The organism is Flavobacterium microcysteis (assembly GCF_006385255.1).
Lineage (GTDB): Bacteria > Bacteroidota > Bacteroidia > Flavobacteriales > Flavobacteriaceae > Flavobacterium > Flavobacterium microcysteis.
Genome location: NZ_VFJE01000053.1, coordinates 19,567 through 42,567, shown reverse-complemented (window position 1 = coordinate 42,567; position 23,001 = coordinate 19,567). Strand labels below are relative to the sequence as shown.

The 23,001-nt window shown below is 37.3% G+C and carries 17 protein-coding genes and 1 other RNA gene; 10 read left to right on the top strand and 8 right to left on the bottom strand.

The features are described from left to right. The first annotated feature begins 9 nt into the window (after positions 1 to 9). From FJA49_RS07320 to FJA49_RS07305, 4 genes are all read left to right on the top strand, one after another. A complete protein-coding gene (locus tag FJA49_RS07320; RefSeq protein WP_140000339.1) occupies positions 10 to 705 on the top strand; it encodes an OmpA family protein in 696 nt (231 codons plus the stop codon). 182 nt (positions 706 to 887) lie between these two features. Then, the gene (locus FJA49_RS07315) at positions 888 to 1,556 is read left to right on the top strand and encodes a TetR family transcriptional regulator C-terminal domain-containing protein (RefSeq protein ID WP_140000338.1); all 669 of its coding nucleotides are present in this window, start codon (positions 888 to 890) and stop codon (positions 1,554 to 1,556) included. A 9-nt stretch (positions 1,557 to 1,565) separates the two neighbouring features. Next, positions 1,566 to 2,879: an ABC1 kinase family protein gene (locus FJA49_RS07310; RefSeq protein ID WP_140000337.1), complete on the top strand. Its 1,314-nt coding sequence runs from the start codon at positions 1,566 to 1,568 to the stop codon at positions 2,877 to 2,879. Between the two features lie 326 nt (positions 2,880 to 3,205). Beyond that, positions 3,206 to 7,417: a GEVED domain-containing protein gene (locus tag FJA49_RS07305; RefSeq protein WP_140000336.1), complete on the top strand. Its 4,212-nt coding sequence runs from the start codon at positions 3,206 to 3,208 to the stop codon at positions 7,415 to 7,417. An 83-nt stretch (positions 7,418 to 7,500) separates the two neighbouring features. Here the strand turns inward: FJA49_RS07305 and FJA49_RS07300 are convergent, their stop codons facing one another. After that, positions 7,501 to 8,121 carry a porin family protein gene (locus FJA49_RS07300; RefSeq protein ID WP_140000335.1) on the bottom strand — a complete coding sequence of 207 codons (621 nt, stop codon included), beginning with the start codon at positions 8,119 to 8,121 and terminating at the stop codon, positions 7,501 to 7,503. Between the two features lie 82 nt (positions 8,122 to 8,203). Between FJA49_RS07300 and xerD the strand changes: the two genes are divergently transcribed. The 3 genes from xerD (at position 8,204) to FJA49_RS07285 (ending at position 11,098) form a co-directional block, all read left to right on the top strand. Beyond that, on the top strand, positions 8,204 to 9,103 hold the full coding sequence (xerD, locus tag FJA49_RS07295) for a site-specific tyrosine recombinase XerD (RefSeq protein ID WP_140000334.1): 900 nt from the start codon (positions 8,204 to 8,206) through the stop codon (positions 9,101 to 9,103). Between the two features lie 86 nt (positions 9,104 to 9,189). Continuing rightward, a complete protein-coding gene (locus FJA49_RS07290; RefSeq protein WP_140000333.1) occupies positions 9,190 to 10,713 on the top strand; it encodes a PAS domain-containing sensor histidine kinase in 1,524 nt (507 codons plus the stop codon). Then, positions 10,700 to 11,098 carry a response regulator gene (locus tag FJA49_RS07285; protein WP_140000332.1) on the top strand — a complete coding sequence of 133 codons (399 nt, stop codon included), beginning with the start codon at positions 10,700 to 10,702 and terminating at the stop codon, positions 11,096 to 11,098. Before FJA49_RS07290 ends, FJA49_RS07285 begins: the two co-directional genes overlap by 14 nt. A gap of 59 nt (positions 11,099 to 11,157) precedes the next feature. Here the strand turns inward: FJA49_RS07285 and rny are convergent, their stop codons facing one another. The 4 genes from rny to FJA49_RS07265 form a co-directional block, all read right to left on the bottom strand. Then, positions 11,158 to 12,723, bottom strand: a complete 1,566-nt coding sequence (gene rny / locus FJA49_RS07280) for a ribonuclease Y (RefSeq protein ID WP_140000331.1) — start codon at positions 12,721 to 12,723, stop codon at positions 11,158 to 11,160. 50 nt (positions 12,724 to 12,773) lie between these two features. Further along, positions 12,774 to 12,879: non-coding RNA, 6S RNA (ssrS, locus tag FJA49_RS07275), on the bottom strand. 58 nt (positions 12,880 to 12,937) lie between these two features. After that, positions 12,938 to 13,231 (bottom strand): cell division protein ZapA, encoded by a 294-nt coding sequence (locus FJA49_RS07270; RefSeq protein ID WP_140000330.1) that lies wholly within the window; start codon positions 13,229 to 13,231, stop codon positions 12,938 to 12,940. A gap of 5 nt (positions 13,232 to 13,236) precedes the next feature. Beyond that, positions 13,237 to 13,527 carry a hypothetical protein gene (locus tag FJA49_RS07265; protein WP_140000329.1) on the bottom strand — a complete coding sequence of 97 codons (291 nt, stop codon included), beginning with the start codon at positions 13,525 to 13,527 and terminating at the stop codon, positions 13,237 to 13,239. Positions 13,528 to 13,714: 187 nt separating this feature from the next. Between FJA49_RS07265 and FJA49_RS07260 the strand changes: the two genes are divergently transcribed. Genes FJA49_RS07260 through FJA49_RS07250 form a run of 3 tightly spaced genes read left to right on the top strand, consistent with a single transcriptional unit; the run spans position 13,715 to position 18,674 of the window. Then, positions 13,715 to 15,412, top strand: coding sequence for a M23 family metallopeptidase (locus FJA49_RS07260; protein WP_140000328.1), 1,698 nt, complete (start codon positions 13,715 to 13,717; stop codon positions 15,410 to 15,412). An 11-nt stretch (positions 15,413 to 15,423) separates the two neighbouring features. After that, positions 15,424 to 17,886, top strand: coding sequence for a TonB-dependent receptor (locus FJA49_RS07255; RefSeq protein WP_140000327.1), 2,463 nt, complete (start codon positions 15,424 to 15,426; stop codon positions 17,884 to 17,886). 53 nt (positions 17,887 to 17,939) lie between these two features. Then, positions 17,940 to 18,674 (top strand): hypothetical protein, encoded by a 735-nt coding sequence (locus tag FJA49_RS07250; protein WP_140000326.1) that lies wholly within the window; start codon positions 17,940 to 17,942, stop codon positions 18,672 to 18,674. A gap of 32 nt (positions 18,675 to 18,706) precedes the next feature. Here the strand turns inward: FJA49_RS07250 and FJA49_RS07245 are convergent, their stop codons facing one another. Genes FJA49_RS07245 through FJA49_RS07235 form a run of 3 tightly spaced genes read right to left on the bottom strand, consistent with a single transcriptional unit; the run spans position 18,707 to position 22,988 of the window. Then, on the bottom strand, positions 18,707 to 19,408 hold the full coding sequence (locus FJA49_RS07245; RefSeq protein ID WP_140000325.1) for a DUF2971 domain-containing protein: 702 nt from the start codon (positions 19,406 to 19,408) through the stop codon (positions 18,707 to 18,709). A gap of 10 nt (positions 19,409 to 19,418) precedes the next feature. Further along, positions 19,419 to 21,248 carry an ABC transporter ATP-binding protein gene (locus tag FJA49_RS07240; protein ID WP_140000324.1) on the bottom strand — a complete coding sequence of 610 codons (1,830 nt, stop codon included), beginning with the start codon at positions 21,246 to 21,248 and terminating at the stop codon, positions 19,419 to 19,421. A gap of 12 nt (positions 21,249 to 21,260) precedes the next feature. Then, a complete protein-coding gene (locus tag FJA49_RS07235; protein ID WP_140000323.1) occupies positions 21,261 to 22,988 on the bottom strand; it encodes a phospho-sugar mutase in 1,728 nt (575 codons plus the stop codon). Positions 22,989 to 23,001: the final 13 nt, after the last annotated feature.

Genomic DNA, 23,001 nt, shown 5'->3' with positions numbered 1-23,001 from the left:
ATAATCGATATGAAAAGAATTGGAATATATTCATTAGCATGTTTATTTGCTATAGGTACTTTTTTTACAGGCTGTGAGTCTGCAAAAAATATGAATAATACTCAAAAAGGAGCTGGTATTGGTGTTGCTGCAGGTGCTGTTCTTGGAGGTATTTTGGGTAATAACATAGGTAAAGGAGGGAACACTGCTTTAGGAGCTGTTCTTGGAGGTGTTGTTGGTGGAACCGTTGGAGGTGTTATCGGTAACAAAATGGACAAGCAAGCCAGAGAAATTGATAATGCGCTTCCGGGAGCTGAAGTAGAAAGAGTAGGAGAAGGAATCAAATTGACATTGAATGAAAATGCTGTTCGTTTTGATACCAACAAATCAACTTTGACAGCTGCAGCTAAAGCAAACCTTGATAAGCTGGTTAGTGTGTTTAATTCGTACCCTGATACTAACATTCAGATTTACGGATATACTGACAGTACAGGTCCAGCTGAATATAACTTGAAATTGTCAGGTGAAAGAGCTGCTTCTGTAAAGAGCTATTTGGTTAGCAAAGGTATTAATGGTTCGAGATTTAATACTACAGGTTTAGGAATAGCTGATCCTATAGCATCAAATGATACGCCTGACGGAAGATCTAAAAACCGTCGTGTTGAATTTGCAATTACAGCAAATGAAAAAATGGTACAAGATGCCCAAAAAGAAGTGAAAAACTAAATTATACAAGAATATAGTTTCTAAGGCCGTCTTTTTAGACGGCCTTTTTTATGCCAATGAAAAATAAAGCTTTGGAATGTACGACATTAGTTCAAATTTTTTGAAAGATATTTAACAGATGTTTATATGTTTCAGAAATAATTGAAATGTACCTTTACTGTACAATCAAAAAAAACTATATCATGGCAACAGCAAAGAACCCGAAGTCAAAAAAACAGCTTATCGATGATGATCAGTTGATCGAAATGTATATGAATGCTGTTCTTGAAAAAAACGAAGCTCCAAAAAACGTATATCTTTTTTGCAAAGAGAATGCAATAGAGGAAGCCGATTTTTACTCCTTTTTTAATTCGCTGGATGCCTTAAGAGAAACAATCTGGGTCAAGTTTTTTGAAAATGCAATAAGTACGCTGCATAAAGATGCTAATTATGCTGCCTATGAAAACAGGAATAAGCTGTTGTCACTTTATTTCACATTATTTGAAATCCTGACATTAAACAGAACCTACGTTTACTATACATTAAAAGATAATAAGGAAGGACTCCGTAATCTCAAACAGTTGGCATCACTTCGAAACCATTTCAAAGATTATATCGTAGATATATTAAAAACAGGAGAGACAGAAAAAGACAGCAAGATAAAGAAAATCACAACGCCGGTTTTTTCTGAAGGTGCCTGGCTTCAGTTCTTATTCATATTGAAATTTTGGATGGAAGATACATCAAAAGGATTTGAGAAAACGGATATCATGATTGAGAAAGCAGTGAAAGCTACTTTTGATATACTGGATACGACGCCATTGGAAAGCCTGTTTGATCTGGGGAAATTTATTTGGAAAGAAAGAAGATAAGGAGGAAAGATGAAAACACTAGATAAGATACCCGTAAATAAGATTGAAAGAGCCGGACAATTGGTTAAAACCGGAATTAAGGTGGGAGGCAACTATATTGCCTATTATGGAGAAAAGATTGTCAATCCTTCCCTGACAAAAGAAAAGCTGAATGAAAATAACGCTGAGGATATTTATGACGGATTGAAAAACTTAAAAGGCAGCGCTTTGAAAGTAGCTCAGATGCTGAGTATGGATAAAAATATCATGCCAAGAGCCTATGTAGAGAAGTTTTCACTTGCCCAGTTTTCTGTACCGCCTTTATCAGCGCCTTTGGTAAGAAAAACGTTCAAGAAATACTTAGGAATGTTTCCCGAAGAGATTTATGATTCATTTACGGCAGATTCTGTGAATGCTGCAAGTATTGGACAAGTTCATCAAGCGACTAAAGACGGAAAAAAACTAGCTGTAAAAATCCAGTATCCCGGAGTAGCAGAAAGTATTAGCTCTGATTTGGCTATTGTCAAGCCTTTTGCTGTCAAGATGTTTAATCTTCAAGGGAAAGATTCGGAAAGGTACTTTAAGGAAGTGGAAAATAAACTGCTGGAAGAAACAGATTATGAATTGGAATTGAGCCAGGGTGTTGCTATAGCAGAAGCCTGTAGTGAAATTACCAATCTGAAATTTCCGAAATACTATCCTGAATTGTCTTCTAAAAAGATTATTACGATGGATTGGATGGATGGCGAACATTTGTCTGAATTTACAGCTCATAATGAAGACAGAGCAAAAGGCGATAGATTAGGCCAGGCGTTATGGGATTTTTATATGTTCCAGATGCACCAGCTCCGACAGGTTCATGCTGATCCGCATCCGGGTAACTTTTTAATTGATAAGGATGGAAATTTGATAGCCATTGATTTTGGATGCATAAAACAGGTTCCGGAAGATTTTTATATTCCGTATTTTGAATTGGCAAGACCCGAAATTATGGATAATCAAGAACTGTTTCTCGAGAAATTATATGCGCTTGAGATTTTGCGACATGACGATACTAAAGAAGAAGTCGCTTATTTTTCTGAATTGTTCAATCAGCTGCTACGGTTGTTTACAAGACCCTACCAAACCGATGCTTTTGATTTTTCAGATGAAGCCTTTTTTGGAGAGATGGCGCAGCTTAGCGAAGAATACAGTAAAGATTCAAAACTTAGGAAAATGAATGGGAATCGTGGTTCAAAACACTTTTTATACATCAATAGGACTTTCTTCGGATTGTATAGTTTATTGCATGATCTGAAAGCAAGAATCGATACTGAAAATTATAAAAAATACATGAAAAATTAATTTTTGTTTTTAATGGTTGGTTAGGTTGTAAGAGCGGTTTTCATACGTGAAAATCGCTCTTATTTTTTATGAATAATGTAACTTTTTATCTCCTAACTGTGTCAATTAGACGATTTTAATAACTATAAGTAAGTTTAATCCTACTTTTTTTGTTGATTTTATACACATAAACTAAAAAAACTTATCAACAGTAATAGTCAAATATTGTAGTTGGACGATACGGAAATGTAGTTGGTCGTAATTATTCTGAAAATACTTTTCATAGTCTGAATTTGTGTTAAAACGGCTTTGTTTTATCATAAATTTCGATGTTAAACCCCTAGACTATGAAAAATAATTACAAAAATTTATCAATTGATGAATTTGAAAGCATTCCCCGTGCAAAAATTCTTCAGCTGATTTTGATGTTGCTTGTTTTCTTTACAGCACATAAAAGTTTTGGACAGGTTAGTGCCTATACTTTTTCCCAATCTTCCGGGACTTATACCTCTTTACCAACATCAACAGTAGTGCATGTTTCCGGTTGGGATGATAATGTGGCTTCTGTAGCCATTCCATTTACTTTTACATTTAACGGAACAGGTTATACTTCCTGTTCTGTAAATTCAAACGGTTATGTAACTTTTGGAGGAACAGCATCCGGAACAACAGATTATAATCCTATTTCCCAAGGGAATGCCTATTCAGGAGCTGTTAGTGCTTTAGGAGGAGATTTAACTTCCAATAGTTCTACTATTGTTTATGGAACTACCGGTTCGAGTCCAAACAGGGTATTTGTAGTTCAATGGAATAATGCGAGGCGATATAGTTCAGGTATAATTAATGGCGATTTTAATTTTCAGATACGCTTGTATGAAACCACCAATGTTGTTGAAATGAGATATGGTAGCTGTGCTCCGGCTACGAATACCAATTTTAATGTTCAGGTTGGGTTGCGAGGTGCTACCAATGGAGATTTCAATAATAGACTCCTGCAGGCAAACAATACAGACTGGTATAATAATACGACGGCTGGAACATTAAACACACATGCCTGCAGAACCAGAAATACTACTTTTCCATCAACAGGAACAACTTTCAGGTGGACGCCATTACCAGTATGTTCAGGTGCTCCGGCTGCTTCTACAACTGTAAGCTCTGCAAATCCAGTTTGTACAGCTACGAATTTTACATTATCGCTTGGAACGACTTATACAGGAACAGGAATAACATACCAGTGGGAAAGTGCTAATGATCTGGCATTTACTTCAGGTTTGACAAACCTGGGCACCGCTAGTACACAAGTAACGAGTCAGACATCCAATAAATATTATAGATCAAGAATAACCTGCAGTGGCAATACTACAATCTCAACACCGCTATTGGTAACAACTACACTTTGTTATTGTCCGACTACATCTACAAACAACAACGAATATATTTCAAGAGTTGTTTCAGGAGGATTTTCAAATACGAGTACACAGTCAAACTATGCTAATTATACAGGGTTAGGCTCAATTGCATCTGTAATGCAGGGAACTGCTACATCTACCATTAAAGTAACAACATCCAGTGGGCATGCCAATGACGGTATATATCTTTTTGCAGATTGGAATCAGGATGGCGATTTTGGAGATGCAGGAGAAGTGGTGACAGGTCCGATTGCTGCATCTGGTAGTGGTACTTACACTTTGACGATTACAGTACCGGCTGGTGCAACTCTTGGCACAACCCGACTGAGGATAAAATTAATGCGTAATGCAAATAATAATCCTTGTCAGGCCACATTCAATAATGGTGAAGTAGAAGACTATCTTATTACCGTAATCCAGTCGTGTTCACATACGGTTACCGCAACCTCTGGAAGAACCTGCGGGCCTGGCACAGTAACCTTAACGGCTACAGGTGGAGCTGGAACTACAGAATACAGATGGTATGAATACATAAGCAGCGGAAGCCCTGTGGCGGTCACACCTACAGGTTCATTTGTGACACCATCATTGAGCGTTACAAAAACCTATTATGTAACAGCCTATAATGGAGTTTGTGAAAGCCCAAGATTTCCTGTAAACGCTTTTGTGTATCCGGCTCCTTCATCATCGGTAACACCGGCTGCTGCTAATTTATGCGATGGCGTTATCGAATTGGTTGCCACAGGGAGCAATTCTGGAACAACAGATACTCTTTTCTATGAAGACTTTGAAGTGTCTACATCCACATTAATGATGTTGCAGGATTATGGTTCTTCTGATTTCGGATACTGGTACATTGAAGAAAGTCCAAGTGAATATATCAGCTATGGAACAGTAAATTCAGGAAGCAGTTTTGGAGCGATTGACTCTTATTACGATGATCCTGGTTTTTCAAACAATGCATTGACTATGAGTGGGGCAATCAATACGTATAATTATACTTCACTGACTCTTAGCTTCAGGCATTATTACAACTATGATAATTTCGAAGCACCAGACAGAGCTATTGTAGAGGTAAATACGGATGGCGATTTAGATGGAGTTTGGACAGCGATACAAACATATACCAGCGACCAAGGTAGCCCGACAAATTTTGCTACTGTAAATATTAATCTTTCTGCGTATATCAATCAGCCTAACCTTAGAGTCCGTTTTAGGTATTATTCCGGATGGAACTACGGTTGGAATATTGACGATATCAGGATTACAGGAACTTCAGTTCCTTCACCGGTGGCTTGGACTCCAATCGCAGGATTGTATACGGATTCAGCTTTAACAACTCCCTATACAGGTGGAAATAGTGCAACTGTATATGCTTATCCGGATGCAGCACAAACCTATACAGCCACCGTAACTAATGGCTCCGGATGTGAAGCAACTGATACGGCAATTATTTCGGGTAGTTCTAATACCTGGAACGGTACTTCCTGGAGTTCTGGAACAGCGCCGGTAGCCGGAACCGAAAAGATAATTTTTAATGGAAATTATAGCTCCATAGGTGATATTTCAGGATGCCTTCTTCAGGTAAACAGTGGAAATGTAGTGATTAATGCAGACAACACCGTAACCGTGAGAAATCAGGTTAGGATAAATCCTGCGGCCACGCTTACATTTGAAGATACTGCAAGCCTCTTGCAAACTGCTGGTACAACAAATACCAATATCGGAATAATCAGATCAAAACGTAAAACACAACCAGTAAAAAGACTTGATTTTACGTACTGGGCATCTCCGGTTGCAGGGCAGATGTTGCATAATTTGTCTCCAACAACAATGGCAGATAAGTATTATAGCTGGAATCCGGTTAGTCAGGCTTGGGTTACACATATGAACGGTAATGTTACTATGGCAGACGCCAAAGGTTATATTGTAAGAGCGCCTCAGAGTTTCTCGACAACGGCTGCAGTACAATATGAAGGTACTTTTGAAGGAGTGCCAAACAATGGAGACATTCCCATTACGGTTTATGGAAATACAAGTCCTTTGCCGGCAGACTATAAATGGAACCTGATAGGAAATCCTTATCCGTCGGCGGTAGATTTGGATGCATTCCTATCCTATGTAGACAATGTCGCTGCTTTGGATGGAACGATTTATCTATGGACACACAATTCTGCTCCAAGCAATGCAGTGCCAGGCGACCAGACCTATAATTACACAGCAAATGACTATGCAACCTATAATTTATCTGGTGGAGTAGCCACATCGCCAGCAACACCAGATCCTTTAAATCCTGAAATCAGCGACAATTTCAATGGTGCTACACCAACGAAATATTTGGCTTCCGGACAGGCGTTTTTTGTACGAGGTCTTGGAAATCTTCCTGCCAGGTTTACGAATACGATGAGAGTCCAAGATGAAAACAATCGTTTTTACAGGACTATGAACCCTAATAAGCGGAATGCTGCCAATTCAGGAATTGAAAAAAACAGGTTCTGGCTGAATCTAAGAAATAGCCAGGGTGCTTTTAACCAAACGCTGGTGGGATATATTGGAGGAGCCACTAATGGTCTGGATAGAGGTTTTGACGGTAGTCTTTTTGGAGGCAACCATGTTAGTATCTATTCCATAACTGACTCGCAAAAACTGGCAATACAAGGACGTGCGCTTCCGTTTGATAACACAGATGTAGTCAATTTGGGAATCAAGACCACTATTGCCGGAACTTTTACAATCAGCCTTGATATGTTAGACGGATTGTTTGTCAGCCAGGATATTTATTTGAAAGACAATCTTCAGAACACAATTCATAACCTGAAATCAGGACCGTATAGCTTTACGGCAGGTATCGGAACATTTGATAGCAGATTCCAAATCGTTTATAGAAATGAGGCACTGGGAATACCTGAATTTAACCCGGAAAGCATCGTGATTTATAAAAAAGACAAAGATGTTGTCGTAACATCAGGATTGGCCACAATTGACGGCATAAGAGTTTTTGATATTCAAGGAAGATTATTATTCGACGGTCAAAAAATCAACGCTTCAGAAAAAATAATCAAAAGCCTGCCTCCAACAGATCAGGTGTTGATTGTTCAGGTCGTTACGACAGAAGGAATAAAAGTTTCCAGAAAAATAGTGTATTAATTAGAACTGTACCCGCATTTAATAGAAACAGCCTTTGAGAGTCATTCCCAAAGGCTGTTTTTTTATTTGTAATTTGAATTAGATTAGAATTTAAATCCTAAACCAACTTGGAAAACGGAGTTTTTAGCATCAGTATCTTTAACAACCTCATTAAAACTATGGTTGTATCTCCCGTTGATAAATAAACCGCCATCAAATTGAAATGTAAGACCGGCAGCTAAGCTCATATTAAAATCGTTGACTTCATCAAGATCTTCTCCGGTATTACCGTCATTATTGTCTAAATCGACTTTTTCACTGATTTTAAATCCGAACTGCGGACCGGCTTCTATGCTAAATCCTTTTACGATGTAAAGCTTTGCCAATATCGGAACATTAATATAGTCCAATTGGTACTCTGCAGTATAGTCGCTTCCTAGAAACGAATAATTCCTTTCAAAACCTTGTCGCGAATAAATAACCTCCGGCTGTATGGAGAAGGAATTGTCAATAAGTGGAATTTCCGCTATAGCACCCACATAAAAACTTGTTCTGGCATCTGGGCCTTCGTCAAAATCCCCTTTTGTAACTGTAGAATAATTTAAACCTGCTTTTACTCCAAATCCTGCCTCATTAAATGAGCCTGAAGATTGTGTAGATTGTGCATAAGTCGCCATCCCGGCAAGCAACAACACATTTGTCGAAATAATTTTTAATAGCTTCATAATTAAATTATTTTTGTTAGTTGTTAAGACAATTAAGAACACGTATTATGCCAGCATAGTATTATTAACATAACTTTGACACATGGCAAACTGGGCGACTTATATTAAAAATTTCCAATCTTTTTTGAAGATTGAAAGAGGATTGTCACAAAATACAATTGACAATTATACTTTTGATATTGAAAAAATAGTTTTGTATTTATCTGATAATCAAATAAATGAAAATCCTATTTCGATTTCTGAAGAAACCATTCAGCAATTTATCTATGAGATTTCGAAGACTATAAATCCCCGTTCCCAGGCACGAATAATTTCTGGATTACGAAGTTTTTTCAACTATATGATTTTTGAGGATTATCGGAATGATAATCCTATGGAACTTGTGGAAATCCCCAAAATAGGACGAAAACTCCCCGATACTTTGTCTACAGATGAAATAGATAAAATTATTGGCGCCATTGAACTTAACACAGATCAAGGCGAAAGAAACCGTGCTATGTTGGAAACCTTATACGGCTGTGGACTTAGGGTTTCAGAACTGATATCACTTCGGATTTCCGATTTGTTTTTTGAAGAAGGATTCATAAAAGTAAAAGGAAAAGGCGATAAACAGCGTTTTGTGCCAATTGGAAATCTTACGCAAAAGTATATCGATATTTATAAAACATCAGTACGTTCGCATCTCGATATTCAAAAAGGGCATGAAGATACTTTGTTCTTGAATAGAAGAGGAAAACAGCTGACCCGAGCGATGGTTTTTACCATTATCAAAGATCTGGCTGTAAAAATAAATCTTAAAAAAACTATCAGCCCACACACCTTCAGGCATTCTTTTGCTACACATCTTCTTGAAAATGGAGCCGACCTGCGTTCCATCCAACTCATGCTCGGACATGAATCAATTACCACTACAGAAATCTATGTACATCTTGACAGGAGGCACCTTACAGAGGTTATGAATGCATTTCATCCAAGAAAATAACCGTTAAACGATTTTGTGTTTTTCTAACGAAGAGTTGACGTTTTGGTATATACTTTTGTTGCACCTAACCAATATGTTAACCCTTAATGGCATTCGAGAATTACGTTAATTCAAATGAATCGTACACATCGAATCAATTTTATGAAAAACTTCTGAGAGAAATCCCAGATCTGATTTTTCAGTTTAAAATTGAGAAAGATAACACTTACAGCATGCCGTTTGTAAGTAATTCTGCCATGGAAATCTATGGTTTTGAAAAAGACTTTCTGGAACATGATGCCGGTCCGGTAATTACGGATCGTATTCTTAAAGAAGACGTGAAAGCATTTTTAAAATCAGTCTTAAAATCAAGGGATACATTAACAAGATGGAACCATGAATACAGGGTTCTGCTTCCTAAAAAAGGTGTCCGTTGGCTGAAAGGTTCAGCCAAACCGGAAGCCATGAAAGATGGAAGCGTTGTGTTTTATGGCCGAATTACCGATATAACGGCAAATAAGGAACAAGAGTTGAGGTTAGTTTTATCAGAAAAACGCTTTGAATTTGCACTGGAAGCTTCTATGGGAGGTGTCTGGGATTGGAATCTTGTAGACAATACAGTTTTCTATTCAGAACAATCCATGAAGATTTTGGATTTGGATGAAACTGAAGGAATCAATTCTTTTGAAAATTGTATTTCTAAAGTGCATCCAGACGACCAGAAGGAATATCTTTCTGATATCGACCTGCATTTGAAAGGAATAACGGATGTGTATGAAAACCTACACAGAGTAAAAGGCAGAAAAGGAACCTATAAATGGATTCTTGACCGCGGAAAAGTAATTGAGCGCGACAAATCAGGGAAACCGTTACGAATTATTGGAACGCATACAGATATTTCGTCCCAAAAGGAAAGAGAAGATGAATTAAAAAAGACGCTGGATATTGTAAGTGAACAAAACAGCAGGCTTTTGAATTTTGCCCACATCGTTTCTCATAACTTGCGTTCGCATGCAGGGAATTTTACGATGCTTTTGGATTTGGTTGATGATATTCAGGATTCAAGCGAGAGAGAAGAGACATTACAGCATTTGAGGACTATTTCAAATGACCTGACACAGACCATCGAACACCTGAATGAATTAGTCAGTATACACACCGAAATAAAAATTGCCAGGGAAAACTTAAATCTTTATGAGTTTTTTCAACGGACATTAAACGTATTGAGCGAGAAGATAAACAAACATGATGTAAAAATTATCAGTTTGATTCCAGATGACATCCATATTAATTATAACCCTGCTTATCTGGAAAGCATACTTTTGAATTTTACAACCAATGCAATAAAATACTCCAATCCGGAAAGAAGGTTAGAAATTACGTACCAGCTTACTTATGAAAAAGGTAAAAAGGTATTGACAATTTCAGATAATGGCCTTGGGATTGATTTGGAGAAATATAAGGATTCGCTATTTGGAATGTACAAGACATTTCATCAGCATCCGGATTCCAGAGGAATTGGCCTTTTCATTACAAAAAATCAGGTCGAAGCTATGGGAGGAAAAATAGAAGTTAAGAGTAAAGTAGGAGAGGGTACTGCATTTAAAATATATTTTAATGAAAAAGTTTAATGATGTTTTTGTAGTTGATGATGATAAAGTTTATCATTTTATATTAAAAAATTTATTGAAGAAGAATAATATTGAAGTCAATTCAAGATTTTTCGAAAACGGGCATGATGCCATAGAAGGCTTGAAAGAGAATTCTAAAAATGGCACAACGCTTCCGGATTTGATTCTTTTGGATATCAATATGCCCGTTATGGACGGATGGCAGTTTCTGGAAGAGTTCCGCAAAATAAAGGGAACGCTGAATAAAGAAACCGTTATCTATATGGTAAGCTCTTCAAACAGTCCTTTTGACCTGAATAAGGCAAAAGATTTCCCAAATGAAATACAAGACTATTTCCTGAAACCGGTCTGCTTGGAAGACATCTGCAGAATATTCTTAAACTAATACCATAAAAAAAAGCTCCTCAATCTGAGGAGCTTTTTTTGTGCTTATTTGGTATATTCTTATTTCGCAATATTTACGGCTCTGGTTTCTCTGATAACCGTAATTTTTACCTGACCTGGATAGGTCATTTCTGTCTGTATCTTTTGAGAGATGTCGAAAGAAAGGTTGGCAGCATTATCGTCAGAAACTTTTTCGCTTTCTACAATAACACGCAATTCTCTACCTGCCTGGATAGCGTAAGCGCTTTTCACTCCCTGGAAACCGTAAGCAATATCTTCAAGGTCTTTCAATCTCTGGATATACGAATCAAGTACTTGTCTTCTCGCTCCTGGTCTTGCTCCTGAAATGGCATCACAAACCTGAACAATAGGAGAAAGAAGTGATTTCATTTCAATCTCATCGTGGTGAGCTCCAATTGCATTGCATACTTCTTCTTTTTCACCATATTTCTCAGCCCACTGCATACCTAATAATGCGTGTGGAAGATCACTTTCTGTATCAGGCACTTTTCCTATATCGTGTAGTAATCCGGCTCTTTTTGCCAGTTTTACGTTCAAGCCCAATTCTGCTGCCATGATACCACAAAGTTTAGAAACCTCACGGGAGTGTTGTAGCAGGTTTTGTCCATAAGAAGAACGGTATTTCATTCTACCTACAACTTTAATCAATTCAGGGTGTAATCCGTGGATTCCCAAATCAATTACGGTACGTTTACCAACTTCAATAATCTCATCGTCAATCTGTTTGGCTGTTTTAGCAACAACTTCTTCGATTCTTGCCGGGTGAATACGACCGTCAGTTACTAATTTATGTAATGCTAAACGGGCAATCTCTCTACGAACTGGGTCAAAACAAGAAAGGATAATTGCTTCTGGAGTATCGTCAACAATAATTTCAACTCCTGTAGCTGCTTCTAAAGCTCGGATGTTTCTACCTTCACGGCCAATAATTCTACCTTTTACATCGTCAGATTCAATGTTGAAAACAGATACGCAGTTTTCAACCGCTTCTTCCGTACCAACTCTTTGAATAGTATTGATGATGATTTTTTTAGCTTCTTGCTGTGCTGTAAGCTTAGCTTCTTCAAGAGTTTCCTGAATATAAGACATAGCACCACTTTTCGCTTCAGCTCTAAGGCTTTCAACCAATTGGTTTTTCGCTTCTTCAGCAGATAAACCGGAAATAACTTCCAATTGTTCCACCTGGCTTTTGTGTAGTCTGTCTACTTCAGCTTGTCTTTTTTCAAGAGTTTCGATTTTGTTAGAGTAATCGCTGATTTTAGACTCGAGGTCGTCTGTAGCTTTTTTGGTCTTTGCCAATTCGTTAGAAACCTGAGATTCTTTGTCTCTAGTTCTTTTTTCGGCTTCTGCTATCTTTTTATCTCTTGCCAAGATTACTTGTTCGTGCTCGGCTTTAAGTTCAATAAATTTTTCTTTTGCTTGCAGGATTTTATGCTGCTTATTGGTCTCCGCTTCTGCCTTAGCATCCTTTAAAATAGATGCGGCTTCTTTCTTAGCGTTTTTTATTAAGTTGGAAACGTTGCTTCTTTCCATGATTTTTGCAACTGCAAAACCTACCGCGATGCCTACGATTCCTGAAATAATTATAACTAATGTACTGTCCATGTTTGTTGAATGTTTATATATAAAAAAAGCCTACATTAGGTTGCTTGTATAAACTCGTTAAGACAAGTTTTGAGCTAACTCGCTGTTCAAGGATCTGCTCAAGGCAGCTTGCTTTAGTAGCGACGATTTGCTCATTCTAATTTGTTAGTGTTGAGTTTATCAAATATGAACTAATGTAGGCAGTATTTTAGTCTATGTTAAAGAACGTCTTTTTTTATCTGTCAAGATAGCTTGCTAATAAATCATTAATCTTTTTCAGTCTTTCATTAGCTTCAACATTTTCTGCTGAAGAATCAATCTGTTTTTGCTCTAATTGCGATGCAAATTGCAGGGCGCACATTGCCAAAACATCCTGTTTGTCACGAACAGCATAATTTTCTTCGAATTGCTTAATCATCAAGTCAATCTTCTTAGAAGCGCTTCGTAGCCCCTCTTCCTGTGACATATCTACCGTTAAAGGATAGACTCTGTCTGCGATCGATATTTTAATTTTAAGCTTTTCGTCCATAATTGCTAATCAGAAAGCTGTGCTATACAGTAATCAATTTCACGGATTAATGAATTTATCTTAAGCTTTGTATCTCTTTTATTTTCTTCACTGCCTAGTAATGAATTCGCCATTCTGAGCGTGTCATGCTGCGCTTTCAATGTTTCAATCTCTTTCGATTGCTTCTGCATCACGTTTGCCGCCCGATCTAATTCCTGCTGCAGTTCGCGTGATGTTTTTTCCAAACCCTCAATTTTCGCGATAAGTTTTTCAAGCCTGCTTTCAAGAGTATCAATGATTTGCGCAATTTCACTCATCCGGGTCAATATTCATTACATAATTTACAAAGTTACTATTCCTATTTAAATATTGCAATATTTTTCCTTAAATTCTCTTTTTTAATGAAGCTTTTCATGTAATAATTTGTGAAGTAAGGAGTTATAATTTTCGGTTTTTCTGTCCGGTTTGTTTACTCTTTTTTTTATATTAGCAAAAACCTTTACTATGCGATTTAGCCTGTTATTTTTACTGTTTACGATTTCGGTTTTTGGACAAAATGACTATCCGAAAGATTATTTCCGTTCGCCCTTGGATATCCCGCTTTATTTATCCGGAACCTTTGGGGAATTGAGAGGAAATCATTTCCATACTGGACTCGATTTTAAGACACAGCAAAAAGAAGGATTGAATGTATATGCTGCTGCTGACGGTTATGTGTCACGCATCAAGATTTCTACATGGGGTTACGGAAAAGCAATTTATATTACACATCCTAACGGTTATACTACGGTTTACGGGCATCTTCAAAAAGCGTCGCCTGCAATTGAAGCCTATATCAAAAAGAAACAGTATGAGCAGAAATCGTTTGAGGTTGAAATGTTTCCTACAGAAAATGAATTGGTAGTTAAAAAGGGTGATATTATCGCTTTGTCCGGAAATTCTGGTGGATCTGGCGGACCGCACCTGCATTTTGAATTTCGTGATTCCAAAACAGAAAAAATAATCAATCCGATGCTTTTCGGGTTCGATATTCAGATAAAAGATACAAAGCCGCCGGTAATCAACAGTCTTGTCGTTTATCCTATTGGCGACAGTTCCAGCGTAAACCAGATACAAAAACCGATTGAACTCAACCTTTCGCAGCAAAAGGACGGAAGCTATATAGCTGAAAAAATTATGGCTAACGGAAAGATAGGATTTGGTGTCAACACCTATGACCTTTTTGATAACAGCTACAATAGGAACGGTGTGTTTAAAGTACAGAGCTTGAGCAACGGAAAACCTTTTTTCGGATACCAGTTTGATACTTTTGGTTTTGATGAAGGGCGTTATATCAATGCATTGATTGATTATCCGCGTTACAAGCGAACCGGACAGCGAGTACAGAAGCTTTTTATGATAGAACCCTACCTTCTTAGCATTATCACGGCTAATAATACTTATGGGATAATTGATGTAACTCCAAACCTGTATCAGAACTATCAGGTGGAAGTTTCTGATTTTAATAAAAACAAAAGCGTAATTAATATTCCAATCGAATATTCTGCCTTGCCTGTAAAAGTGCCTAAAGAAGAAAAACGCACCGGATTTTTCCTGAAAGCAAGAAAAGACAACAGCTATGCAAAGGATAATGTATCCGTTTTTATTCCTGCCGGTACTTTTTATGAAGATTTTTATATTGATTTTGACGTAAAAGATTCGATACTCTACCTGCACAACGAAACCGTTCCGGTGCACAACAATATGACCATCACGTTTGAAGATAAGGTTTCATCTGAAGCCGATAAGTCAAAGATGTTTATAGCATCAAGGGAAGGAAAGCGTCTCGGGTTTAATAAAACGACCAGAAAAGGAAATGTTTTTACAACATATACTAAAGATTTAGGTCAATTCGTTTTAGCAATGGACACAATTGCACCAAAAATCAGCAATCCTAATTTCGTTGAAGGAAAATGGATTAGCAAGCAGCAATTTTTGGAAATCTATATTTCGGATAATATGTCTGGAATAGCAGAATATAACGGATATCTGAACGGAAAATGGATTCTGTTAGAATATGATTACAAAACAAAAAAGCTTTCTTATAATTTCGAAGACAATATTGCCGACGAAGGAAGAAATGATTTAAAAATAGTTGTGTCTGATAATATGGGAAATTCTGCTACCTTTGAGTCGCATTTTTTTAGAAGTCAACAACAATAAAAAAGTATAATTTGAAAACAAAAAATTTAGCTACAGTTCTTTTTTTCTTTATAAGCATTGCCGCATTTGCACAAACTGCCAGAATCAAGGGTGTTATTTTAGATGAAAACAACCAGCCGGTTGAAGATGCGGATATTAGTTATAAAAATAAATCTACTACTTCTAATAAAAACGGATTTTATATCCTGACCGTTCCGGCCAACCAAAAAATCACAGTCATTTTCTCGCATTTGTCAAACAAAAGCTCTTCTTTAGATATTGAGCTAAAGCCAAATGAAGATTTTGAATTCAATCCGGTGCTGAGCAAAAAAGTCGAAATGATTGGTGTTGTTGAAATTTATGACAACCGAAAAAGGATTGAAGGAATTACCAATATTTCTCCAAGAGACATCAAATTGATTCCCGGTGCCAATGCAGGTGTAGAAAACCTATTGAAAACACTTCCGGGTGTAAATAATAACAGCGATTTGAGTAGCGGTTATAACGTAAGGGGAGGAAACTATGATGAAAACTTGGTTTATGTAAACGAAGTAGAGGTCTACCGTCCTTTTTTGATACGTTCTGGTCAGCAAGAAGGATTGAGTTTTACAAATACAGATATGATCCAGAATGTAGATTTCTCTGCAGGAGGTTTTCAAGCTAAATATGGTGACAAATTATCTTCTGTATTGGATATTACATACAGAAGGCCAAAAAGTTTTGGAGCTTCTCTTGAAGCAAGTTTGCTAGGAGGAAGCCTAATGGTGGAAACGGCATCTAAAAACCAAAAATGGGCTGCCATTACCGGAGTTCGATACAGAGACAACAGCCTTTTGGTAAACAGTCAGGAAACAGAAACGAATTTCAAGCCTACTTTTGCCGATATACAAACTAACGTAACCTATAACCCAAATAATAAATGGGAGTTGAGTTTTCTTGGGAATATCTCGCAAAACCGTTACAACTATGAGCCTTTGACAAGACAGACCAATTTCGGAACAATTGATGATCCGAAAGCACTATTGGTTTTTTATGAAGGACAGGAAAAAGACAGATACGAGACTTATTTTGGAGCTTTAAAAACAACTTACAAAGCAAGTGAAGATTTTACACTAAAACTTATTGCATCAGCTTATCTGACACAAGAGCAAGAATATTTTGATATCAAAGCCGATTACAGTTTTGGAGAACTGGATACTAATATTGGTTCTGGAAATCTTGGAAACATTGTCTATACGCAAGAAATCGGTTCACAGTTAAATCACGCCAGAAATGATTTGGATGCCTTGATTGTAAATGCAGAAGTAAAAGGTTTTCATAACATCAAGGAAAACAAAATAGAATGGGGCTTCAAATACACCCGTGAAGACATTCGTGACAGAATAGTAGAATGGGAAGTAATCGATTCAGCAGGGTTTTCTTTAAATCCGCCGGTGATCGATTTGCCAATACGTGACCAACCTTACACTCCGTACACAGGTCCATTGGTTCCTTATCAAAATGTAAGAGCCTTGAACTACACAAAAATCGACAGGCTTTCCGGATATGTTCAATGGAGTAAAAAAGGACTTATAGGAACGCATGATGTATGGTATAATTTTGGTGTAAGAGCCCATAACTGGCAAGTTTCCGGTGATGATTTAGATGGGAAAAGCCAAACAACCTTTAGTCCAAGAGCTCAGTTTGCTATAAAGCCGGATTGGGATAGCGATATGGTATTTCGTCTTTCAGGGGGATTATACCACCAGCCGCCATTTTACAGAGAACTTCGTGGTGCTGACGGAAAAGTAAATCCGGATGTGAAAGCCCAGCAATCTATCCATGTTGTATTGAGCAACGATTACAGCTTTAAGATGTGGGAGCGACCGTTTAAATTGGTTACAGAGGCCTATTACAAATCAATGTCTGATGTAAATACGTATACGCTTGACAACGTAAGAATCCGCTATAGCGCAAACAACGATGCCAAAGCCTATGCAACTGGTTTTGATGCCCGCCTAAACGGAGAATTTGTTCCGGGTACAGAATCCTGGTTCAGTTTCGGATACATGAAAACAGAAGAAAATATAAATGACCGAGGCTATATTGCAAGGCCAACAGACCAAAGATTGAAATTCGGTATACTGTTTCAGGACTATGTGAAAAATATTCCGAACCTGAAATTGTACTTGAACTTGGTATACAATACCGGATTGCCAGGCGGATCGCCTTCTTATGCTGATCCATATGTGTACCAGAGCCGTCTTCGTGATTATCGCAGAGCAGACGTAGGATTTTCATATGTCTTTACAGAGAGAAATAACGAAAGACCTGAAGGACATTGGTTGAAGCGTTTCAAAGACTTATCACTTGGATTGGAGATATTCAACATGTTTAATAATCAGAATGCGATAACAAATACTTGGGTAAGAGATGTTTATACGAAAGTTCAGTATGGAATTCCGAACTATATGACAACCCGAGTTTTCAACGTAAAGATTACAGCAAGATTATAAATTGAAATTCTGAAGTTTTATCTTTATATTTGAATGACTTTTAAGCTGATGAAATGAGAAAATTTCAAACCTATATACTCGTAGCGGCAATGGCCTGTTTGGCTAGTTGTAAAGATAAGGAGGAAACTCCAAAGGTAATTTATGACACCAAGCCAGAAAAAGTGGTGACTAAACCAGATTCTTCGCAGATAAAAATTGCCGATCTTCCAATCCATATGGATGGTACAAAATACCTTATCCATGCCATTGGTGATGTTCGTGTGTATGATGGAAACTCAAGAACGTATGGTTCCAGTAAGACAAATTCTGTGAGTTATGCTATTTCCAATTACAATCGATTTGAACTTACAGGATATTTTGAAAACCTAAAATTCCAGCATATCGATTCAACAGCACTAAAGCCGCTTACGGATAAGAAAATCCAGATGCAGACGGTGACTTTCCTGAACACGATTGCTGATAAGACTAAAAAACAGATTCTGGTGTATTCCTTAGTAGATATGGATACCAATAAAGACGGAAAATTAGATGCCAACGATATCAAATGTCTTTACATAAGCGAAATCAACGGCAAGCATTTCCAAAAACTTTCTGAAGATTACCAGGAACTAATCGATTGGAATATAGTAGAAGCTCAAAACAGGCTATATTACAGAACTATAGAAGATATTAACAAGAACGGGGCTTTTGATAAAGATGATGCGGTACATTACTATTATGTTGAGCTGCTTTCTCCGGACTGGAAAACCGAAAAATACGATCCGATAGGAAACGGAAACGGAGCATAAAAAAATCCCCAAGCACTGCTTGGGGATTTTTTTTAGATTAATATGTCGCTTTCCAAATCTGATTTCTCAATAGTAAAATCAAAACCAAGCTGACCCACTAATTGAATAACAAGGTTTTTATACCAGTTTTCAGACTTAGGGTGGATGTAAATCTTTTCAATCATTTTATTGATATCTACATCAATCTTTACGCCTTCGTTTATAGTCAGGTTATGGGAGGAAAGATTGGAGATAATCCGAACTTCTCTTTCGTATTGAAAACTCTTTCTCTTAAAGAGGAAAGGGAAGAAGTCGTCGTTAAACGGAATATATTCCTTTTTGTAATCAATATAGTTCACCTCGCCAATATGCTGCTCGTATTGCTTCTCTAAATGCAAAGACTCCTGTATTCTACGAATAGTGGACTGTATGGCAAGTCCTTCGCTGTTTTGGGTGAAAATCTGCCACATGGCAAAAGATTCATATTCATTGATATGCCAGCTGCTGATCACCACATTTTTTCGTTGCGTTTTATATGCATCCAAAAATTCGGGATTGTTTTCAGAAATCTTCCGAATCTCCTCAAATGTAGGTTCGCTGAACGTGCCTTCATATTGGTCTTCAAATTTATCCGACCGTGACATGAAAAGCTTTCTTGACAACAGCAGATCAAGAAACTTTGATAAATCCAAATATTTCCATACGACTGTGTCGAGATTTTCCGGAAGACTTATATTTGGATTATTTTGATACATCTTTTGTTCCTTATTCGAATGATTGCATCATTACAAGTTTTTTATACACTCCGTTTTTAGCGAGCAATTCCTCGTGATTTCCTTGTTCTACGATTTCGCCTTTTTGCATTACGACAATCTTGTCTGCCTTTTGGATGGTCGATAATCTGTGGGCAATAACAACCGAAGTCCTGTTCTGCATCATGTTTTCTAATGCTACCTGAACCAGTCTTTCGCTTTCTGTGTCCAAAGCAGAAGTAGCTTCATCCAGAATCATGATTGGAGGGTTTTTTAGTACGGCACGGGCAATGCTCAAACGTTGTTTTTGTCCGCCCGATAATTTGTTCCCGCTGTCTCCAACATTTGTGTTGATTCCCTCTGGCAAATCTTTTACAAATTCGTAAGCATTGGCAATTTTCAGTGCAGCGATGATTTCTTCGTCAGTAGCGTTCTGTTTGCCTAATAGGATGTTGTTTTTTATAGAATCGTTAAACAAGATGCTGTCTTGGGTAACCAAGCCCATCAAGCCTCTTAGCGACTTCATACTGATGTCTTTTATATCGATGCCGTCAATTTTTAAAACTCCTTCCTGAACATCATAGAAACGGGTCAATAAATTGGCGATTGTACTTTTTCCACTTCCGGATTGTCCAACCAAAGCAACGGTTTGCCCTTTTTTGACATCTAACGAAAAGTTTTTAAGGACATTTTCTTTTTCATACCTAAAATTGATGTTATCGATATGAATGTTGTCTTCAAAAGTGTTTTTCTCAATAGCATCAACTTTATCTGTAATCGTATTTTCTTCCTCCATTAAAGTAAAAACACGTTCAGCGGCAGCAAGTCCTGTTTTTACCTGATAAGAGGCTTTTGAAATTGCTTTTGCCGGAGTTAAAATCGTATACGCTAAAGCGATATAGGCAATGAATGTTGTTGGGGACAATGACTTGTCTACAATCACTAATTGCGCCCCATACCATAAAAGAACGGCGATGGTTAGAATCCCTAAAAATTCGCTTAAAGGCGAAGCCAGGTTATTCTTGTTACCAATGCTATTGGATAAACGTAATAATCGTTTTAAAGAAAGATTGAATTTTGATATAAAAACATTTTCAGAATTAAAGCCTTTAACTACTTTTAAGCCGCTTAATGTCTCGTCCAAAATTGATATTTGTATTCCGTTTTCTTCTTGAGCTCTTGTTGATTTGGTTTTTAAGTTTTTCCCGACTCTGGAAATTATAAATCCAGAAATTGGAATAAATAAAAACACAAACAATGTAAGTTTTGCGCTTATAAAGAACATGGCACCAATTGAGAATAGAATTGTTAGCGGTTCTCTAACCACAAGTTCCAAAACTTGAAAAAATGCGTTTTTAACTTCGTTAACATCACCTAGCATTCTCGACATCACATCTCCTTTTCTTTTTTCTGAATAATAAGAAACAGGAAGATTGATAATTACATTATATAATTTCTCTCTTAAATCATTTAAGACACCATTTCTAAGTCGGGTGATGTGGTAGGAAGCTAAATAGTTGGTCAAATTTTTCAAAAATGCGGTTGCTATGATAATTGATATCACAAAAATCATGGCATATTCAAAGCCGCTGTTTTCTGTAAATTGGGTAACTTGATAGTTAAGATAATCTTCAGAAAACGATTTTAAATTTTCAATCCCTGTGTATTCTGGTTTTACTAGGATTTTCTCATTAAGTCCAAACAACACATTTAATGTTGGAATCATAGAAACCATCAAAAGGGTCGAGAAAAAAGCATAAAAAATATTATAGACAATATTTAAAACAATGTCTTTTTTATACCGAAAAGCAAAAGGGATTAACTTTTTTATATTTGCATCCATTAATGACTGGGATTATTGCAGATGCATTTCTGCAATGATATTTTTAATTTTTTGGTCTAGGTTTTTTTCAACCTCTTTAGCGTGCTCAACAGAATCCAAAGGCTCGTTCACGCTGAAATAGAATTTTATTTTAGGCTCCGTACCGCTTGGTCTGGCACATATTTTTGTTCCGTCTTCCAGATAATAGATCAAAACGTTTGATTTTGGAATCTTCAACGTTTCGGTCTCTCCTGTAAATAGATTTTTAGCTGTTGAATTCTGGTAATCTTCTACCATTAAGACTCTTTGTCCGTTGATTTCTTTCAAAGGATTTTGACGCAATTCCAACATCATCGTTTGGATTTCTGCAGCACCTTCAATTCCTTTTTTGGTCATCGAAATCAGGTATTCTTTATAAAATCCAAAGTCAACATACAGGTTTAGTAATTCTTTATAAAGCGAACTGCCATGAGCTTTTGCCTGTGCCGCAATTTCACAGACCAATAAAGTGGCTGCAACTGCATCTTTATCACGTACGGCATCACCAACCATAAATCCGAAGCTTTCTTCGCCACCACCAATAAATTTCAGCTCAGGGAAATCTTTGATCATTTTGGCAATCCATTTAAATCCGGTCAGCCCCACTTTGCATTCTACATTATAAGCTGTTCCTAATTCCAACATCATTGGAGTAGAAACAATTGTTGAGCCAATAAATTCGTTTCCGGTAATTCTTCCTTCTTTTTGCCATTGTTCCAACAGAAAAGCGGTCATCAAAACCATAGTCTGGTTTCCGTTTAAGAGAATCATCTTGCCGTCATTATCACGAACAGCAACACCAAGGCGGTCAGAATCCGGATCGGTTCCAACAACAATATCAGCTCCTAGTTTGTCAGCCAGTGCCAGTGCCATGGTCAATGCTTCCGGTTCTTCTGGGTTTGGAGACTTTACGGTAGGGAAGTTTCCGTCTGGAATCGCTTGTTCTGGAACAATATTGACATTAGTATAACCTGCTTTTGATAAAACATCAGGAATTGATTTGATGGAAGTACCGTGTAATGATGTGTAAACTACATTCAGGTTCTCTTTGGCTTGAGCAGGCGTATTAAAACTAGCATTTTCAATGGTTGAATTGATAAAAGCCTCATCGATTTTTTTGTCGATGTGTTCGATTAGTTTTTCATTGGCCTTAAAGTTAATTTGGTCATAGCCCAGTTCTTCAATCATTTGTATGATTTCAGCATCCTGAGGCGGAACCAATTGGCCGCCATCCTGCCAATACACTTTATATCCGTTGTATTCAGGCGGATTATGCGAAGCCGTAAGCACAATGCCAGCATGGCATTTCAGATATTTCAAAGCGAAAGACAATTCCGGAGTAGGGCGCATTTCTGAAAACAAGTATACTTTGATTCCGTTTGCAGAAAAAACATCGGCTACTATTTTTGCCAAAGTATCGCTATTATGACGACAATCGTAGGCAATCGCTACTTTCAACTGTTCGTTTGGAAATGACTTTTTCATATAGTCCGAAATTCCCTGAGTGTTTTTTCCAAGCGTATATTTGTTGATACGATTGGTTCCTACACCCATGATTCCACGCATACCACCGGTTCCGAATTCAAGATTTTTATAGAAACTTTCCTCCAATTCTTTAGGAGAAGAAGTCATCATTTCAGTAATTTCCTTATGTGTTTTTTCGTCAAAAATTGGCGATAGCCAAACGTTTACTTTGTCTAATATATTTTGTTCGATGTGCATTCGGGTTTAAAAT

Coding starts and splice junctions, on each gene's coding strand:
- FJA49_RS07320 (WP_140000339.1), top strand. CDS start 10: ATGAAAAGAATTGGAATATATTCATTAGCATGTTTATTTGCTATAGGT.
- FJA49_RS07315 (WP_140000338.1), top strand. CDS start 888: ATGGCAACAGCAAAGAACCCGAAGTCAAAAAAACAGCTTATCGATGAT.
- FJA49_RS07310 (WP_140000337.1), top strand. CDS start 1,566: ATGAAAACACTAGATAAGATACCCGTAAATAAGATTGAAAGAGCCGGA.
- FJA49_RS07305 (WP_140000336.1), top strand. CDS start 3,206: ATGAAAAATAATTACAAAAATTTATCAATTGATGAATTTGAAAGCATT.
- FJA49_RS07300 (WP_140000335.1), bottom strand. CDS start 8,121: ATGAAGCTATTAAAAATTATTTCGACAAATGTGTTGTTGCTTGCCGGG.
- xerD (WP_140000334.1), top strand. CDS start 8,204: ATGGCAAACTGGGCGACTTATATTAAAAATTTCCAATCTTTTTTGAAG.
- FJA49_RS07290 (WP_140000333.1), top strand. CDS start 9,190: ATGGCATTCGAGAATTACGTTAATTCAAATGAATCGTACACATCGAAT.
- FJA49_RS07285 (WP_140000332.1), top strand. CDS start 10,700: ATGAAAAAGTTTAATGATGTTTTTGTAGTTGATGATGATAAAGTTTAT.
- rny (WP_140000331.1), bottom strand. CDS start 12,723: ATGGACAGTACATTAGTTATAATTATTTCAGGAATCGTAGGCATCGCG.
- FJA49_RS07270 (WP_140000330.1), bottom strand. CDS start 13,231: ATGGACGAAAAGCTTAAAATTAAAATATCGATCGCAGACAGAGTCTAT.
- FJA49_RS07265 (WP_140000329.1), bottom strand. CDS start 13,527: ATGAGTGAAATTGCGCAAATCATTGATACTCTTGAAAGCAGGCTTGAA.
- FJA49_RS07260 (WP_140000328.1), top strand. CDS start 13,715: ATGCGATTTAGCCTGTTATTTTTACTGTTTACGATTTCGGTTTTTGGA.
- FJA49_RS07250 (WP_140000326.1), top strand. CDS start 17,940: ATGAGAAAATTTCAAACCTATATACTCGTAGCGGCAATGGCCTGTTTG.
- FJA49_RS07245 (WP_140000325.1), bottom strand. CDS start 19,408: ATGTATCAAAATAATCCAAATATAAGTCTTCCGGAAAATCTCGACACA.
- FJA49_RS07240 (WP_140000324.1), bottom strand. CDS start 21,248: ATGGATGCAAATATAAAAAAGTTAATCCCTTTTGCTTTTCGGTATAAA.
- FJA49_RS07235 (WP_140000323.1), bottom strand. CDS start 22,988: ATGCACATCGAACAAAATATATTAGACAAAGTAAACGTTTGGCTATCG.